General features: G+C 37.9%; 15 protein-coding genes. 6 read left to right on the top strand and 9 right to left on the bottom strand.

Features of this window, described 5'->3' with window-relative positions; genetic code table 11:
* Window positions 1-26: 26 nt before the first annotated feature.
* Entirely contained in the window at window positions 27-944 is a 918-nt protein-coding gene (locus tag IMO47_RS14775) for a lipopolysaccharide biosynthesis protein (protein WP_196077837.1), read from the bottom strand.
* Between the two features lie 54 nt (window positions 945-998).
* Complete coding sequence (locus IMO47_RS14780) at window positions 999-1,904, bottom strand: glycosyltransferase (protein WP_196075091.1); 906 nt, start codon at window positions 1,902-1,904, stop codon at window positions 999-1,001.
* Window positions 1,905-2,046: 142 nt separating this feature from the next.
* On the opposite strand from IMO47_RS14780, the gene IMO47_RS14785 reads away from it, so the two are divergent.
* Window positions 2,047-2,853: a glycosyltransferase family 25 protein gene (locus IMO47_RS14785; RefSeq protein WP_196075366.1), complete on the top strand. Its 807-nt coding sequence runs from the start codon at window positions 2,047-2,049 to the stop codon at window positions 2,851-2,853.
* 59 nt (window positions 2,854-2,912) lie between these two features.
* Here IMO47_RS14785 and IMO47_RS14790 read toward each other — a convergent pair whose 3' ends face one another.
* From IMO47_RS14790 to IMO47_RS14805, 4 genes are all read right to left on the bottom strand, one after another.
* Window positions 2,913-3,776, bottom strand: coding sequence for a lysophospholipid acyltransferase family protein (locus IMO47_RS14790; protein WP_196075367.1), 864 nt, complete (start codon window positions 3,774-3,776; stop codon window positions 2,913-2,915).
* Window positions 3,777-3,785: 9 nt separating this feature from the next.
* Entirely contained in the window at window positions 3,786-4,004 is a 219-nt protein-coding gene (locus tag IMO47_RS14795) for a hypothetical protein (RefSeq protein WP_004827797.1), read from the bottom strand.
* Between the two features lie 137 nt (window positions 4,005-4,141).
* Window positions 4,142-5,929, bottom strand: a complete 1,788-nt coding sequence (gene aspS / locus IMO47_RS14800) for an aspartate--tRNA ligase (RefSeq protein WP_196075368.1) — start codon at window positions 5,927-5,929, stop codon at window positions 4,142-4,144.
* A gap of 198 nt (window positions 5,930-6,127) precedes the next feature.
* On the bottom strand, window positions 6,128-6,898 hold the full coding sequence (locus IMO47_RS14805) for a DUF4184 family protein (RefSeq protein ID WP_196075369.1): 771 nt from the start codon (window positions 6,896-6,898) through the stop codon (window positions 6,128-6,130).
* Between the two features lie 134 nt (window positions 6,899-7,032).
* On the opposite strand from IMO47_RS14805, the gene znuD reads away from it, so the two are divergent.
* From znuD to IMO47_RS14820, 3 genes are all read left to right on the top strand, one after another.
* Window positions 7,033-9,132, top strand: a complete 2,100-nt coding sequence (znuD, locus tag IMO47_RS14810; RefSeq protein ID WP_196075370.1) for a zinc piracy TonB-dependent receptor ZnuD — start codon at window positions 7,033-7,035, stop codon at window positions 9,130-9,132.
* Window positions 9,133-9,279: 147 nt separating this feature from the next.
* Window positions 9,280-10,743: a phospholipase D-like domain-containing protein gene (locus IMO47_RS14815; protein ID WP_196075371.1), complete on the top strand. Its 1,464-nt coding sequence runs from the start codon at window positions 9,280-9,282 to the stop codon at window positions 10,741-10,743.
* Between the two features lie 149 nt (window positions 10,744-10,892).
* Window positions 10,893-12,224, top strand: coding sequence for a sel1 repeat family protein (locus IMO47_RS14820; RefSeq protein ID WP_242052675.1), 1,332 nt, complete (start codon window positions 10,893-10,895; stop codon window positions 12,222-12,224).
* Window positions 12,225-12,250: 26 nt separating this feature from the next.
* Here IMO47_RS14820 and IMO47_RS14825 read toward each other — a convergent pair whose 3' ends face one another.
* Window positions 12,251-12,697 (bottom strand): hypothetical protein, encoded by a 447-nt coding sequence (locus IMO47_RS14825; protein WP_196075373.1) that lies wholly within the window; start codon window positions 12,695-12,697, stop codon window positions 12,251-12,253.
* Between the two features lie 167 nt (window positions 12,698-12,864).
* Between IMO47_RS14825 and IMO47_RS14830 the strand changes: the two genes are divergently transcribed.
* A complete protein-coding gene (locus IMO47_RS14830) occupies window positions 12,865-13,362 on the top strand; it encodes an RcnB family protein (protein WP_196075374.1) in 498 nt (165 codons plus the stop codon).
* A gap of 158 nt (window positions 13,363-13,520) precedes the next feature.
* On the opposite strand, the gene IMO47_RS14835 is transcribed toward IMO47_RS14830, so the two are convergent.
* The gene (locus IMO47_RS14835) at window positions 13,521-14,015 is read right to left on the bottom strand and encodes a phosphate-starvation-inducible PsiE family protein (RefSeq protein WP_196075375.1); all 495 of its coding nucleotides are present in this window, start codon (window positions 14,013-14,015) and stop codon (window positions 13,521-13,523) included.
* A gap of 159 nt (window positions 14,016-14,174) precedes the next feature.
* Between IMO47_RS14835 and IMO47_RS14840 the strand changes: the two genes are divergently transcribed.
* Window positions 14,175-14,516: a hypothetical protein gene (locus IMO47_RS14840; protein ID WP_196075376.1), complete on the top strand. Its 342-nt coding sequence runs from the start codon at window positions 14,175-14,177 to the stop codon at window positions 14,514-14,516.
* A gap of 66 nt (window positions 14,517-14,582) precedes the next feature.
* Here IMO47_RS14840 and IMO47_RS14845 read toward each other — a convergent pair whose 3' ends face one another.
* Entirely contained in the window at window positions 14,583-16,364 is a 1,782-nt protein-coding gene (locus IMO47_RS14845) for an acyl-CoA dehydrogenase C-terminal domain-containing protein (RefSeq protein ID WP_196075377.1), read from the bottom strand.
* Window positions 16,365-16,416: the final 52 nt, after the last annotated feature.

Genomic DNA, 16,416 nt, shown 5'->3' on the forward strand with positions numbered 1-16,416 from the left:
TAATGAAACTAAAGTGAATCCAAATTTTATAAAAGCTTAGGATCTAATTTCTCAAAAGACTCTATCGCACTTTTTAGTGATAGATTGTAAACTTTGATATTCTGCTTATTTAAGTAACGAGAAGCTACTTCAAATGCAGGAAATATTTCAGTGAGATACTGATCAAGCATAGTAGGCTGTTTATTGGAACTTTTTTCATAAAAACGTGGCTGATTGAAATTATTCATATCTAAACCAGCCAAGTAAATCTCTTGATACGATAATGAATAAACAATTTGTAAAGCAACATATGAGACTGTGAAATAGTCAAAAATAGAGTTACGGATATGACTTGAAAATCCCTTTTCACCTTCTAAATAAAAATAGTCTTGATGAGGATTAATAGTAATACGTGGCCCTAGAAAACGCTCAACTACTCCTTCAGTAATTGTTTCAATGATTTTAATTTGACATTTTATTTGATCAGGACTGATTTTTCTGAGAATTATATCAAGACAGCGATGGGTAGTAAAAAAAGTACATTGGCTTTGGAGGACTTTGAGCACTAAGTCAAAACGATTCCTGGTAAAATTAAAATCGATGATGACATAATATTTAAAATGAACATGGTCTAAGGAGATTGAACCATTAATTCCAATATAATCAATATCTTTTCTTTTAAATATATCTTCTGGACATTTTTGAATGGATGGCCCAGTTGCAACCAGCATAGCTTTTTGACATTCACCTTTTGGAATTAATGTATTATCAGCAATAAGTTTCTTACGGAAATAAACCTTATCTATTCCACCAAGTTCATTCCTTGTAACTGAATAATAAGGCCAGTATTTACGATTATGCTTATATGTTTTAGGATGTGTATGTTTATAAATAAATTTATAGATATTTCTTAAAATAATGTTTGTAAACATTAATTTAAATGATTTTGGTGTGTTAGGATTCATATTGCGTAATAATCATAAAATGAATGTTAATGGATAAATTGTCGCTTTGACAATTCATCCATCTAAAGTAAATGTTGGCTTTTTAAATTTTGCTTTGATTTTTCGAATTTGCTTGTTGAACCAATTGGTTTCTTGATCAGGACGCGTTACTTTATTTCCTTGATAATTAATTTGAGTTGCTTTTGAAAAAGTTCCATAAGGTTCAATTAAATAATTCTCAGGTTTATAGCCGAGTTTTAGCGCTTCTGCATAATACTCATCGAATAATTTAATCAAATCTTGACGAGGATGGGGCATTATTTTGCCATCAAACCAATGCTTTTGATTCATTTTAGCAAGACGTGGAATGGCATATTTATGACTAAACTGAGTCCCCATGTCTGAGTAGTGCAACACTTTAATTTGTTCAATTGTTAAATCTTCTCCATCAATATTATTATAAGAATCTTGATAAGGTTCAACTAATTGAGGCTTTTCTTTGATAAGACGCATTAAATTTTTATGGCTATCTGGATTACTGCGAATTTCATCAAGTGATGGAAGATATTCTTTAGCTTTTGCACAATCCCATACGCACGTACATAGTCGAGCCGAACTTTTTCCACCTTTTGCAATAACAATTGCTTCATCAGTCATAGGGTGTGACCAAAGTTCTGCAATATCACAGAGCACGACTACATCTGCATCCATATAAATTGCACGACCTTTAAAATCACATAACTCTGGTATTGCCCAACGAAAACCCGAGAAAGGTGTTGCCCATTTTGCTGTTGACCAACCTTGATTTGTTTCCTGATCGCTATACCAAGGACTATTTATATCATGACTAAGTTGCATCCAAATAAATTCAACATTATGCTGTGTATGTTTACGAACACTATGTTCTAATACCATAAGTTGTTCAAGATCACAGTTATTTGGATCGCAACCTACAAAAATTTTAATGTTTTCACTAATCATTATTTATAGCCCCTAAAAACACATTTATTAGAGTGGTATCATATAGTATATCGCTAAATGCGATTAATTTAAATGAACATTAATCTTTATCATGGCGCCGATCTCAAAATTAAATTTATAAGTAATTGTTGTAAGAGTTTTTATGAAGAAATTTGTTATTAGTTTATCAACCGCTCAAGAGCGTCGTAAACATATTGTTGCTGAGTTTACAAAACAAGAAGTAGATTTTGAATTTTTTGATGCTATCACACCAGTCAATATAAATCTTATGGCATCTCAACTTGGTTTAGTTGAATTTACAACAGACTTGCATGAAAATGAAGTTGGTTGTTTGCTCAGTCATATGATTTTATGGAAGAAGGCCATAGATGAACAACTTGATTATATTGCAATATTTGAAGATGATATTTATCTAGGTGAAAATGCAAAAGATTTTTTATTGGATACTACATGGATTCCAAAAGAATGTTCTGTGATTAAATTGGAAGTGTTTTATAAAAAAATAGGTGTAGCTTTAAAACAACAACATCTTTATGTACCCCATGACCGTGAGCTATTGTTATTACGTGAAGCGCATATGGGATGTGGTGGTTATATATTATCTCAGGAAGTAGCACAAAAACTATTGAATTATATCGTTAAATCAAAGGTACTGATTCCAGTAGACCATTTTCTTTTTAGAGAATGCCCAAAGCTAGATATATATCAATTGAGTCCTGCACTGTGTATTCAAGATGTTATCTTGAAGAATGGTCAGACAGAGTTCCCTAGTGCTTTGGAAGAGGTTAGAAATATTAGAAAAGGGAAGTATCTACAAAAAGAAAAATTGAAATATAACATTAAGTTAAAAAAAGAAATTCTTAGAATATTTAAACAGATTCAAAAACTTATATTAAATATGACTAAGTTTAGGCGCGGTATTAAAACTGTAAAAATAAAATTTCGTTAAATAGAATGCTTTGAATATGGAATTTTGACTATTATTTAAATAGATGAACGAGAATTTGCTTATTTATACAAATTCCGTTCACCTTCTAATTTACGAAAACGTTTATAGCCCCATAAATATTGTTCTGGTGCAATATTTATCATTCGTTCCATTTCCTTATTGAGTGTATCAACAGAAAGTTGTAAATCTTTAGAATTAATGTCTGGAGACAATGCTGTAAAATGCAGATCAAAACCAGAGTAATCTGCGCGACGAATACAGGTGAGTCCTACCACAGAACATTGGGTTTTCGCTGCCAATTTAGACAGTAAGGTAGATGAAAAAGCCTTTTGTCCAAAAAAATCAGAATACACACCGCCAGATTCTTTGGGAATATGGTCGGGAAGTATGGCTGAAAAGCCGCCTTGTTTTAAATGCTTAAATAAAGCACGTACACCTGTATCATCTGTAGGAACCAATGTCGCATTTAATTGTTGTCTAGATTCCAACATAAAGCGATCTAAGTCTTTATTTTTACTTGGTTTGTACATGATCACAGGGTGAGTATGTTGATTGACCCAAGCATTCATTAGCTCCCAATTTCCAAAATGAGGAACAACACCAAGGGTGCCATTGGGATTTTTCAATGCGTTGAGGAAGATTTCAGCATGATGCACCTGTTTGATTTGGGATAGGGCAAATTCAGGCGGGGAGCCCCAAACTTTGATGGACTCAACATAAGTCATACACTGACTTTTCAAACTGGCTTTGATCAGTTGCTGGCGTTGTTGTTCCTCAAGCTTGGGATAGGCTGCTTGTATGTTGATTTCAGTAATTCGTTTTGCTGAGGAATTACTGATAAATAATAGACTTCCAACGCTTCTCGCAATGCTCTGAATCATGCCTAAAGGCAAACGAGAAAAATTTTTAAGTAAGTTATACATTTATGAAAATTAATCGCGATCAGCATTGCCTTTCAACACCAAATAGATCAGTGCTGAAATAATAAAAAAACCAGCAATAAAGCTACTCATGCTGAAATAGAGAATACGTTGATAAGTGTCTAAGTTAAACAATTGATGGTTGAGAATATAACGCATGAATCCCCATTGAACCACTGAAAATACAATGATGATAATTGTATGACGAAGTACATTAGGACGCATAGCCATCGGTTTTCACCTCAAAAGTTAACCTGCATATTATGACATTTATGAGAATTTATCTCAATTCGAACCTCAATAAATAGGATCGTACTTATAAATAAAAAACCCTGTTAAAAACAGGGTTTTTCAAATTGAATAAAGAATTAAGCTTCCTTAGTTTCAACTTTTGCCTTTTCACGTAAGCGAATACCAAGGTCACGTAATTGATTTGGCTCAACTGGTGCAGGTGCTTGAGTAAGCGGACATTCAGCTGTTTTGGTTTTCGGGAATGCAATCACATCACGAATCGAAGATGAACCTGTCATCAACATAACCAAACGGTCAAGACCAAATGCTAAACCACCATGCGGAGGCGCACCGAATTTTAATGCATTTAATAAGAAGCTAAATTTCTCTTCAGCTTCTTCTTCACCGATACCTAAAGCTTCAAAAATAGCTTTCTGCATTTCTAAAGTGTAGATACGAAGTGAACCACCACCAATTTCAGTACCGTTGAGTACCATATCGTAAGCGACTGAAAGTGCTTGACCTGGATTGTTTTTCACTTCTTCAACACTTGATTTCGGTAAGGTGAATGGGTGATGAACAGATGTCCATTTACCATCATCAGTTTCTTCAAACATTGGGAAATCTACAACCCAAAGTGGCGCCCACTCACAAGTCGACATATTCATGTCATGACCAATTTTGATACGTAAAGCGCCCATTGCATCATTGACTACTTTGGCTTTATCTGCTCCAAAGAATACGATATCGCCATTTTCAGCACCCACACGTTTTAATAGATCTAGCACGATTGGCTCGATAAATTTAACGATAGGAGACTGTAAGCCTTCAACACCTTTTTCAAGTTCATTGACTTTGATATAAGCCAAACCTTTTGCACCGTAGATACCTACGAATTTAGTATATTCGTCAATTTGACTACGTGGTAATGAACCAGCGCCTGGCACGCGAAGCGCTACAATACGACCTTTAGGATCTTTTGCAGGTCCGGCAAATACTTTGAACTCTACGTCTTGCATCATGTCCGCAACGTCTACAAGTTTCAAAGGAATACGTAAATCAGGTTTATCTGATGCATAGTCACGCATTGCATCGGCATAAGTCATGCGTTGGAATTTATCGAATTTTACGCCAAGAAGTTCATCGAACATTTTGACTGTCATACCTTCCATCAAATCCATAATATCATCATCGTTTAAGAACGATGTTTCGATGTCGATCTGAGTGAATTCTGGTTGACGGTCTGCACGTAAGTCTTCGTCACGGAAACACTTAGCAATTTGGTAATAACGATCTACACCACCAACCATCAACAATTGTTTGAATAATTGTGGTGATTGTGGAAGGGCATAGAAACTGCCATTTGAAACACGGCTTGGCACTAAATAGTCACGCGCTCCTTCTGGAGTAGCACGTGTTAGGATTGGTGTTTCAACGTCAAGGAAACCATGTTCATCTAAATAGTTACGAATCAGTGTGGTGACTTTAGAACGGAAACGTAAGCGGTCAATCATCTCTGGACGACGAATATCAAGGAAACGATATTTCAGACGGATTTCTTCAGAAATATTGGCATTTTCATCATTCAATGGGAATGGTGGGGTTTCAGATGCCGCAAGAACTTCGATTTCTTTACCTAAAACTTCGATTTGACCACTGACCATATTGGCATTTTCAGTCCCTTCGTAACGACGACGGACACGACCAACAATTTTTAATACATATTCTGAGCGCGCTTTATCCGCTGTTGCAAATGCTTCTGGAGTATCCGGGTCAATCACGACTTGAACCAGACCATCACGATCACGCATGTCAAGGAAAATTACACCACCGTGATCACGACGACGATGTACCCAGCCACACAGGGTTACAGTTTGGTCAATTTGAGCTTCGGTTAAAGAACCGCAATAATGAGTTCGCATCATAGCGTTAGAAATCCAACTATATGGGTTAAGGAAGCGAATACGTAAACAGCGCATCGCCTAAAAATGTAATGTGAGATTATGCCTCTTTGAGCGGTGAGTCACAAGGACTTGCATTAAAAACTACGCATTGCCTAATGAATTTAAGCCGATTCGCCTAAAATTTTAGTGATTAAACCGGCAAAGATTAAGTGTTGGCATTTAAACAATGGCAAAATATTTCTTGTGATTTAAATAAAGAAAAAGGCAGCAGCCAAAGCTAAAACAGATCATGGAGGCTTGAGTAAAAACTTTCATAAAGAAACCAATCAGTATATAAAGATCTGTTTGTTGGGGAATCAAGCCGGTTTCATTTGCTGCATGAATATAATAAAGACAGCCGCTAAAGAAGGAAATGGCAAACAATGATAGGCAGAAGACAGAGACTTTACGGTTCAATGGTTCAGTGCTTCTATATTTAAAAAAATAGTGTAATCCCATCCAGAATAAGCATGGCAAAGCAACAATTGAACAACCAATTTGTAGGACTTTATGCATTGGGTAAATATGGTCAAGGATTGTGACAGATTGTGCTAAAAAGTCGTTAAAAGCAAAAGTTCTAAAGTCTAAATGGGTTAAACCATCCCAAATAATATGAGTTGCAGTCCCTAATAGAACGGCCAATATGATCCAAAATAAAAAATTAAAAAAATTTGAAGTTGACTGGATATTAAGTGGTTTATAAATACCCAAAAACTTGAATAATAAGGGACGATACAATACATACCATAACAAGCAGAATAGCAATCCAACACACAAATCCGGATAAATTATGCCTTTAAACTGATGGTTTAAATGAATTTCAGTTTGTACAAGTATGCGATATAGGTCAGGCGTCATTGTACCAATTGCGAGTGCTGCAATCGGTAAACGATTACCTGAAAGTTTAGAAAGAGGTGGTGCTAAAACAGCGTGAGACAGAGTAAAAGGCATTAAATTTCAGATGGCAAAGATGACTTTGATTTGATTCTAAACAAAATAGGTTATAGGAAATGTTTTTTATTGCAAAAATATTGAAATGTTATAATATAACATAAATTCAAAACATCGAGCTTCGAGAGCATCCCATGTCTTTTTCTAAAAGCGCACTGACACTTTCAATAACAGCGATCATTTCGACCTCTATTTGGGCAGAAGATCAAACCGATACAGAGAAAAATCCACGTCAATTAGAAACCATTACTGTTGTGGGTCATCCACTGGTTGCATCCAATCAAGATTTCGGTGCTGCAGATGAAACTGTTTCACGTGAAAAATTACAACAATCCGGAACCACTTTAGGTGAGGCACTTAAAGGCGAACTCGGGGTTTATTCTAATACATTTGGAGCAGGTTCAAGTCGTCCTGTGATTCGAGGTCAAGAAGGGGCACGTGTAAAAGTTACTCAAAATTCCACGGAAACCATGGATGTTTCTAGCTTATCTCCAGACCATGCTGTCACTGTAGATCCACAGCTTGCACAGAGTATTGAAATTGTGCGTGGACCTTCGACACTCCTTTATGGTGCAGGTTCAGTCGGTGGTTTAGTGAATGTTGTGGATAGCAAAATTCCGACCAGCATGCCTGAAAATGGTTATGAAGGTAATGTTGGATTACGCTATAACACTGGCAATGATGAAAAAATGGCACATGCAGGTGTTACAGTTGGTCTGGGTTCAAATGTAGCATTGCGTGTTGAAGGATTAAAACGCGATGCCAATGATTACGTTACACCTGACTATGTTGTGACAGAAGAACATGGTGATCATGCACACAGCAGCAAACAACGCCGCGTAGGCAATACTTTCTCAGAATCAGATAATGTCAATGTCGGCTTATCGTGGATTGGCGAGCGTGGTTTTGCCGGTATTTCTTATAGTAATCGTCAAGATCAGTATGGCTTACCTGGACATAGCCATGAGTATGAGTCATGCCATTTACATGGTTTGTCCCTCCATTGTGGTGGGCATGATGATGGTGGTGATGATCACTCCGGACATGATCATGGGGATGAAGATCATGATCATGCTGAAGCAGGTCCATGGATTGATATGAAAACGGAACGTTATGATTTCCGTTCTGAGTTGAATGAACCTTTTGCAGGCTTTAAGAAACTGCGTGCACAAGCAAGTTATACCGACTATAAACATGATGAAATTGAAGAGGGTACAGCAATGACGACCTTTAAGAGTAAAGGTTATGAAGGTCGTGTCGAGTTAGTACATAATCCTGTTGCTGCGTGGGAAGGTGTTTGGGGCGTACAGGCAAGTCAACAGAAGTTAGACATTACTGGTGAAGAAGCAGTTCTTGCCCCCAATAAGACACAAAAATATAGTCTGTTTGGCTTGGAGCATCGTCAATTTGGTGATTTTCATGTCGAGTTGGGGACCCGTTTTGATCATCAGAATGTCGATGTAGATTCTGAACAAAAAGATTTCAATGGAAATGCCTTCTCATATTCAGGTGCTGTGAATTGGGCTTTTGCTCCGAATTACACACTCTCCTTAACAGGTTCTCATCAAGAACGTTTACCTTTGGCACAAGAGCTGTATGCGGATGGTAAACACTATGCAACCAATACCTATGAACTGGGTAATGAAAATCTAGATAAAGAAAAGTCAAACAACGTTGAACTCGGATTACATTTTGACAATGACAAGCTTAGCTATCATGTGCATGTATACCACAATTGGTTTGACAACTATATTTATGCCAAAACGCTAGATCAATATGAAAACTTCCGTTTAATTAAATATAGTCAAGACAAAGCCAAGTTCTACGGTACAGAAGGTGAAGTTGCGTACCAGTGGAATGACGTCTACAAAACCAGTATGTTTGGTGATTATGTGCGTGGAAAAATTGAAGATGAAAATGCACCACGTGTTCCAGCAGGGCGTTTGGGCGCGCGTGTAAACGCTGACTTTGATGATCATTGGTCTGGTTCTGCCGAATACGCGCATGTATTTAACCAGGACAAATTTGCCTCTTATGAGCAAGAGACGAAAGGCTATAATATGGTGAATGTAGGCTTGGCTTATAAATATCCATTGTCAAATCAACAGGAAGCAAAAGTATTCTTCAAAGCAAACAATCTGTTAGATGAGAAAGTGTATGATCACACTTCTTTCTTGGCAAACATTCCACAAATGGGACGTAACTTTGTGATTGGAGTGGATTATAAGTTCTAGCTTATTTGTGTTCATTCACCAAATTGATATTGAAAAATAAAGGAATTCGACCTAGGCTCTAATTGTCTGTTCACGACTTATTAATCTTTACTTGAACCCAAGTGATTGATGAGTTGTACAGACCCTGAATGAGTCTAGGTCTTTTTTATGCGTATTTTTAATAGAATTCACAGTAAGCTGAATTGGTCAAAACGCCGCTATTTCGGCATTATTTTGAGTGTATTGGCTTTGGGCTATCTCGCATCAGCGATTTATCACACCTATAAACCCATGCCAAAAGGTTTAAATTTCACCGGACCTCTGCGTCATGCAGATGTGAAATTCATTGCCGATGAAACCTATATTGATGCGCAGGGTAAACAACAACTTGATCAGCATATTTTTGATCAAGTTTTACAATTAATTAAGCAGGCAAAAACCACAATTGTAATTGATATGTTTTTGTTTAATAGTGAAGTGGGTGAATCAAAAGTTCAACAACGTCAATTAACTCAGCAGTTGACGCAGGCCTTAGTCAATCAGAAAGTTGTGAATCCTGCACTGGAAATTAAATTTATTACAGATCCAATTAATTCAGTGTATGGCGGTATTCAACCTGAACAATATCGTCAATTACGCTTGGGTGGCATTGAGGTGATTGAAACCAATTTGACGCCATTACGTGCCTCGAATCCAACATGGTCTGGGATTTGGTATTTGTGCTGTCAGGATATCGGAAACAATCCTGAGAAAGGTTGGTTGAACAATCCTTTCGGTAAGGAAAAAATCACAGTACGTAGTTATTTAAACTTATTTAATTTTAAAGCAAATCATCGAAAAACTATTGTTGTTGATACCGATGAGGGCTGGAAAACCATCGTGACTTCTGCCAATCCCCATGATGGAAGCTCACGCCATTCGAATGTTGCTTTGTTGGTCGATGGTGCAATCGCAACAGATATTTTGACATCGGAACAAGCAGTTGCACATTTATCTGGTGCAGATACGCCAATGATTGTTTTTGGGAAATTGCCTGAAAATTCAAATGCGCCTCAGGTTCAAGTACTGACCGAAAAAGCAATTTATGACGCAGTTTTAAACATGCTGGCATCCGCAAAAGCCAACGACCAAATTGACTTGGCCATGTTTTATTTATCTGAGCGCAAGATTGTTCAGGCATTGATTGCTGCAAAAAAACGTGGAGTTAAACTAAGAATTTTGCTCGACCCCAATAAAGATGCTTTTGGTCGTCAGAAAAACGGTATTCCAAATCGTCAGGTTGCTTCAGAATTACATGATGAAGGCATTGAAGTTCGTTGGTGCAATACACAGGGTGAACAATGCCATAGTAAGATGATGGTAAAGCGCAATGTTCAATCAGCAGAGATGATTTTAGGTTCAGCCAATTTTACCGCACGTAATTTGAAGAACTATAATTTAGAAACTGATTTGCGCGTTTTAGGTCATCCACAACAGCAAGTGTTTGTTGATGCTGAACAATATTTCAATACAGCTTGGTCGAATTTAAATGGTCGCCAAATGAGTGTGGATTACAGCAAATATGCGGATGATTCGAAATTGAAATATGCAATCTACCGCTTTATGGAGTGGAGTGGTTTATCTACTTTTTAAAAACTTTTAAAAATATGTACCGAAATGAATAGCGTTCGGTACATAATCTGCAGCTGAGTATATTTTAATAACAACGCTGAGCTTGTATGAGAACTTTACAAACGTCACTTTTAACATCCTTTTTTATATTCAGCCTTATTGCTTCATCAGTGAGTTCTGCTGAAAATGCTTTATTGACTCAGGCAAAAATATTGCAAACAGGTAGCCCCACTGTTTTAATCAATACTGACAAAGCAATTCAGTTACTTCAGCAGGCATCCAGTCAAGGAGATGCGGAAGCCTACTTTCTACTTGCAAAGTATTATTCTAATTCAGCAGATTATCGGTTTTTACCTGAAAATAATAATTTATATAAACAATTACGTTTTGAGGCTGCACAACGTGGAAATTTTGACGCCTATTTATCATTGGCTTTAGAAGCTGAAGTGGCTGAGGGCTTTGGTATTTCGAGTGATATCAAGCAAAATTTATTAAAAATTCGTCCGAAAATTTTAAAACTTGCTGAACAAGGTGATACGCAGGCGATTCGTACGTTGGTTTATGCATTGGATAATGATGCAGACGAATATAGCGATGAACAGTGTCAGTGGCTGTACCGGGCAGTCCAAAAAGGAGACACCTTAAAAGCAGGTGAGTTGATTCAAAACTGTCCAGAAAAAATATTAAAAAGAATGGGTGCCAAGACAAAACAAGACTATGCAGCAGTGCATAAAGACAGTGATCAAGCTTATTTTAGAATGCTTCAGCAACGTTCTAATCAAGGCGATATAGGCGCAAAAATTAAATTACTTGATGATTATGCTTCAGACACATATTTATCGGACAAGGAGATAAAGCAACTTGAGAACGGAATTTTGGCACATTATGAAAAACAGGCTGCCAAAGGTGCGAGTGATGCTTATTTGATGCTCGCATTAAAAAAAGACACAGATAAAGAGAAGCAATATTTGTATGGTAAGGCTGCTTCACTCAATAATCATGTTGCGTTAACGGAGCTGGGATCTGATTATTTACTGATGAATGATGAAGATCAAAAAGATGTTCATAAGGGATTGGATTATTTAAAGAAAGCAGCGGCTCAAAATGATCCTGAGGCGCTAAATTATCTTGGTGTCTGGTATTTCAATGAAGAAAATCAAGATCATGATGAAGTGCTTGCTCAAAAATATTTTAAACAGGCTGCGGAGTTGGGATCTGTCAATGCAATGGATAATCTCGCACGTATTGCGGATGAGCCTGAGGATTATCGTTGGGCGGTTTTAGCTTATGAAAATGGATCATCTGAGGAAGATACACAAAGTAAAGCTTTAGAGGCGTACCAAACGGGTAAGGGGACAACGAAAGACCCCGTTAAAGCGAGAAAGCTTAAAACCTATATTCAGATGCGCGCACAATTCAATAAAAACCTCGGTGGTTTGATTGAAAGTTTGAATAATGATAGTGAGCAAGCTGAAACTGAAGCGAAGAACCGAAAAAGATAGATTCGGTTCTTTGCGTTTTATGGAGATTATGGATGGGGTGGAATAATCTGGTCCAAATCCTTATCAGGGACTTGATCTAACTCATGTAAATCAGTTTTTATTTTCCATTTCTCGGGATCCTCAACAGGCTTGGGCAAACGTGCTTCAAGCCAATCACAGACCACGTCAGGGGAAAAGTCTGGATGATTGCATTGAATGACCCATGCTAAAAACTGCTTTGCCTCCCCATTCATATAAGGTGGTGGCGAAACAGGTAGAAACTGGGTAGGAAGTCGTTCATTTTTAGAAATGTAATTTAAAACATGACCCAGTTCTTGTACGGTTTGCCATGCGAGTGGATGCTCAATATTGATTTGAAACTTGAACCACCAAGCATGTTTGCCATCTGAACCATAGCTATCAATAAATGCTTCTTGCACACTAGGGACTTTGCAAAAAAATTGATGTAAACGGTCAAAGCTCAGTTCAGCCACAATACAGCACTCATCAGATTAAAACTATATTTTATCAGATTGATATCAGAATTTGCCCAAGTTGATGTATAAACAGTTAAACAAGATAAATAATGAATGTTATTTATCCACAATTTCTCTGGAATGATGTATTAAAATGATAGATCTGAGGAAGTTTGGAGGTTGAAATGAAACAGATACTCAGTTCAAGTGTCTTGATGTTGATGCTTTCAGGCGTTTCGGCAACGACATGGGCAGATGGTAAAGATTGGGGAAACTATCGCAGCGTTGAACGCCCTCAAAAGAAATATCCAACCACAACGTATAAATATACAGATCAATACGGTCGACAAATGACGCAGGAAATTCCTGTCCGACCACAATATCCACGACCATATCCGTCTTATCCAAGTTACCCCAATCGACCTTATCCACATCCAAATCATCCATACCCAAATTATCCACCGCAAAATGGGGTGATGATTATTTATAACCATCAGTTCCCGACACGCACTGAGTATTCAGGCAACAGTTATGGCTATGTAAATGGAGAGGGTGGTCAGATTGAAAGCTCGCACTATACGTTAATTAGTGATTGGCGTCGTTATGGTTTACCTGATCCACAGGTTGGAATGCACTGGATCTTTGAAAGTGGACGTTATTTACAAGTACCGAATGATCGTTAATTCTACTTTGCGTTGATTATGTTCAGACATAAAGGGTGAAAGCTTTAATCTAAAAACAATTAAACCTTCTGTGCTGTATTGGCGATGTGAATTAAATTTGACATAGATTGTACAGCACTGAGAGGTTTTATTTCTGATCGAGATAAAGAAATTAGCTGTTAGGCTAGCTCATCATCCTCAGGTCGTGGTGTTTTTCCATGGGCTAGTGGTTTTTCAGCATGTTTGTCCCGAATAACAGAGGGGTAGGTCCAAGACGCATAACGTACAATTAAGATTGCAATCGCCAAAATTAAAACTGAACCTGTAATGATCAGCAAATCCATATCCGCTTTATGATCGTGCTGGATATCTGAAATCAATAGCCGAGTCAGTGCTGTAATCGCGATATAAATTAAAAAGCGAACAGGCATATGATTGGTTTTAAAGTAAATACCCACCATTGCCCCTAATTCTAAGTAAATAAACAGGAGTAAAATATCATCGATACTGGCGTACCGTTTTACGGTCAAAATTTCGAGGATAGTATGTACGGCGGACCATGCAATCATGCAACCAATAATAAACAGTGCAATATAGTGAAAAGCTTCTACGGCAATATTGCCTAATTTATCGAGGAGGTTCTCTATTTTTTCTATACGCGGATCTTTATTCATGACATCCTCCATTTCTATGCAGTATTGTAAATTAAACATCATGCAAATTTCATGCACATGAAATAGGCTATAGCTCAAATACTGTTTTATTTTAAATAAGATCAGATTGAGATTAGAATAATTTTTTAAATTCAACGTTATCGTAAGTGGACAGAAATAATGAAAATAAGTGTCAGAACTGTATGTATCAGTGCTCTATTATTGACTCAATTCGCCAATGCTGAAGCAGTTAAAATTCCAACAGTTCCAGAAGCCAAACAAGCGACTGCTGAGTTGCTGGGAACCGAAATCGGCGCAATGATTTCAGAGGTTAAATTGGGAACATGTATTCCTGCCGTAAATGCTACCCATTCAGGGCAAATAGCATGCACTGTTTCAGTCAAATTAGGTGCTGCAACCAATGAAACACAATCTGATTTTTATCAAGATAAAGATAAATGGGTTGCGATGCCGAGTGAGTCTCAAGACAAATTACCATTTCCAGACCCTAAACTACATTAACGATCGGACAATAAAAAACGTCCGAATGATCGGACGTTTTCTCACTTATTTCAGTTTATTCTGAGATTAAGCTTGAGTGGTAAAATAATCTTCGCTGAAGTTCATCAATACTTCCGCACCGGCTTTGATTTTTGCAATGCGTGCGTGTAGATCAGGCAAGATACGCTGGATGAAGTAGTGTGTAAGCGCCAATTTGTCTTGATAGAACTGACCTTGTTTATTTTTTGCAGCGTTGGCAATCCGTGCAAACATATAGGTAAAGCTCAACAAACCTACAGCGTGTAAATAGTCTACAGCAGCAGCATTCGAGAAGTCAGCATTTTCTTTTGCACGTTCTAAAATGTGTTGCGTGATCATGTCCACTTCAGTCGCTACATCTAATGTTGCATCTTTGATGAAGTTCAGATCAGTGTCTAAACCATTAGCGAAATCACGGATTTCAGCAATATATTCAGCAATAAATTCACCATTGCACTTTATGGTTTTACGACCAATCAAATCCTGTGATTGAACGCCGTTTGTACCTTCATAGATTTGCGCAATACGTAAATCACGTACACACTGTTCCATGCCCCATTCACGAATAAACCCGTGACCACCGAAAACCATCTGTGCATCAATGGCTGCATCAAAAGCAGTATCGGTTAAATAGGCTTTTGCAATTGGCGTTAACAGTGCTACACGATTATTCGCTTTGGCGATCGCTTCAGCATCGGTTGAAAACTTAGTAATGTCGAGCTGTTGTCCAACATAGACAGCAAAGGCACGAGAAGCTTCATTGTTGGCACGCGCATTCAATAACATGCGACGTACATCACCATGGACAAGGATGCTGTCTGCAGGCTTGTTTGGAGATTGGACACCATTTGCGCTACGACCTTGAAGACGATCAGTCGCATATTGTGCAGCATTTTGGTAAGCATATTCTGAAGCACCAAGACCTTGAATACCCATAGACAGACGTTCGTAATTCATCATCACGAACATTGCAGCTAACCCCTCGTTTTCTTTACCCACCAGATAACCCTTAGCTGCATCAAAATTCATGACGCATGTTGCAGAGGCTTTGATTCCCATTTTGTGCTCAATTGAACCAGGACCAGCAGTGTTGCGTTCACCCAATGAACCATCTGCATTGACAAGAAATTTAGGTACGATAAAGAGTGAAATACCACGTGAACCAGCAGGTGCATTCGGTGTTTTTGCTAAAACGAGGTGAATGATATTTTCAGCGAGATCATGGTCACCCCCTGTAATAAAGATTTTCGTACCAGTAATGTTGTACGTACCATCTTCATTTGGTTCTGCTTTGGTTTTGATGATACCTAAATCCGTACCTGCATGTGGTTCAGTCAGACACATGGTTCCAGACCATTCACCTGAATAAATTTTAGGGAGATAGGTTTCTTTTTGCTCTTGAGATGCATAGCTGTTCAATGCCATACCTGCACCGACAGAAAGAAGCGGGTAGAGCATGAAAGAAGGATTGGTTGCAAATAACATTTCATCAGCAAGGACAGTCAGCATTTTCGGCATTGCCTGACCGCCCCATTCCTCATCTGCCCCTAAACCGATCCAACCGCCCTCAGCATACTGCTGGAAAGCTTCTTTAAAACCAGCAGGTGTAGTGACTTTGCCATTTTCATAACGTGCGCCTTCTTCATCACCAGTACGGTTGAGCGGAAGCGTAACATTCTGAGCAAATTTAGCCATTTCTTCTAAAATCGCTTCAGCCGTTGCTGCATCAACATGAGCAAGCTTTTCATTGGCTTGCCAGAATTGTTCTGCATTGAAAACATCATTTAAAATGAATTTCATATCTGCAAGTGGCGCATTATAAATTGGCATGTTCGTTCACCTGTTTATTGTTTGAATCTTAGACTCAGACCAGTGTAATCAA

This window comes from Acinetobacter sp. Res13-Abat-PEC15-P4-01 (assembly GCF_015676285.1).
In the GTDB taxonomy this organism is placed as follows: Bacteria; Pseudomonadota; Gammaproteobacteria; order Pseudomonadales; family Moraxellaceae; genus Acinetobacter; species Acinetobacter nematophilus.

Coding starts and splice junctions, on each gene's coding strand:
- IMO47_RS14785 (WP_196075366.1), top strand. CDS start 2,047: ATGAAGAAATTTGTTATTAGTTTATCAACCGCTCAAGAGCGTCGTAAA.
- IMO47_RS14835 (WP_196075375.1), bottom strand. CDS start 14,015: ATGAATAAAGATCCGCGTATAGAAAAAATAGAGAACCTCCTCGATAAA.
- IMO47_RS14790 (WP_196075367.1), bottom strand. CDS start 3,776: ATGTATAACTTACTTAAAAATTTTTCTCGTTTGCCTTTAGGCATGATT.
- IMO47_RS14780 (WP_196075091.1), bottom strand. CDS start 1,904: ATGATTAGTGAAAACATTAAAATTTTTGTAGGTTGCGATCCAAATAAC.
- IMO47_RS14845 (WP_196075377.1), bottom strand. CDS start 16,364: ATGCCAATTTATAATGCGCCACTTGCAGATATGAAATTCATTTTAAAT.
- IMO47_RS14805 (WP_196075369.1), bottom strand. CDS start 6,898: ATGCCTTTTACTCTGTCTCACGCTGTTTTAGCACCACCTCTTTCTAAA.
- aspS (WP_196075368.1), bottom strand. CDS start 5,929: ATGATGCGAACTCATTATTGCGGTTCTTTAACCGAAGCTCAAATTGAC.
- IMO47_RS14840 (WP_196075376.1), top strand. CDS start 14,175: ATGAAAATAAGTGTCAGAACTGTATGTATCAGTGCTCTATTATTGACT.
- znuD (WP_196075370.1), top strand. CDS start 7,033: ATGTCTTTTTCTAAAAGCGCACTGACACTTTCAATAACAGCGATCATT.
- IMO47_RS14830 (WP_196075374.1), top strand. CDS start 12,865: ATGAAACAGATACTCAGTTCAAGTGTCTTGATGTTGATGCTTTCAGGC.
- IMO47_RS14815 (WP_196075371.1), top strand. CDS start 9,280: ATGCGTATTTTTAATAGAATTCACAGTAAGCTGAATTGGTCAAAACGC.
- IMO47_RS14775 (WP_196077837.1), bottom strand. CDS start 944: ATGAATCCTAACACACCAAAATCATTTAAATTAATGTTTACAAACATT.
- IMO47_RS14795 (WP_004827797.1), bottom strand. CDS start 4,004: ATGGCTATGCGTCCTAATGTACTTCGTCATACAATTATCATCATTGTA.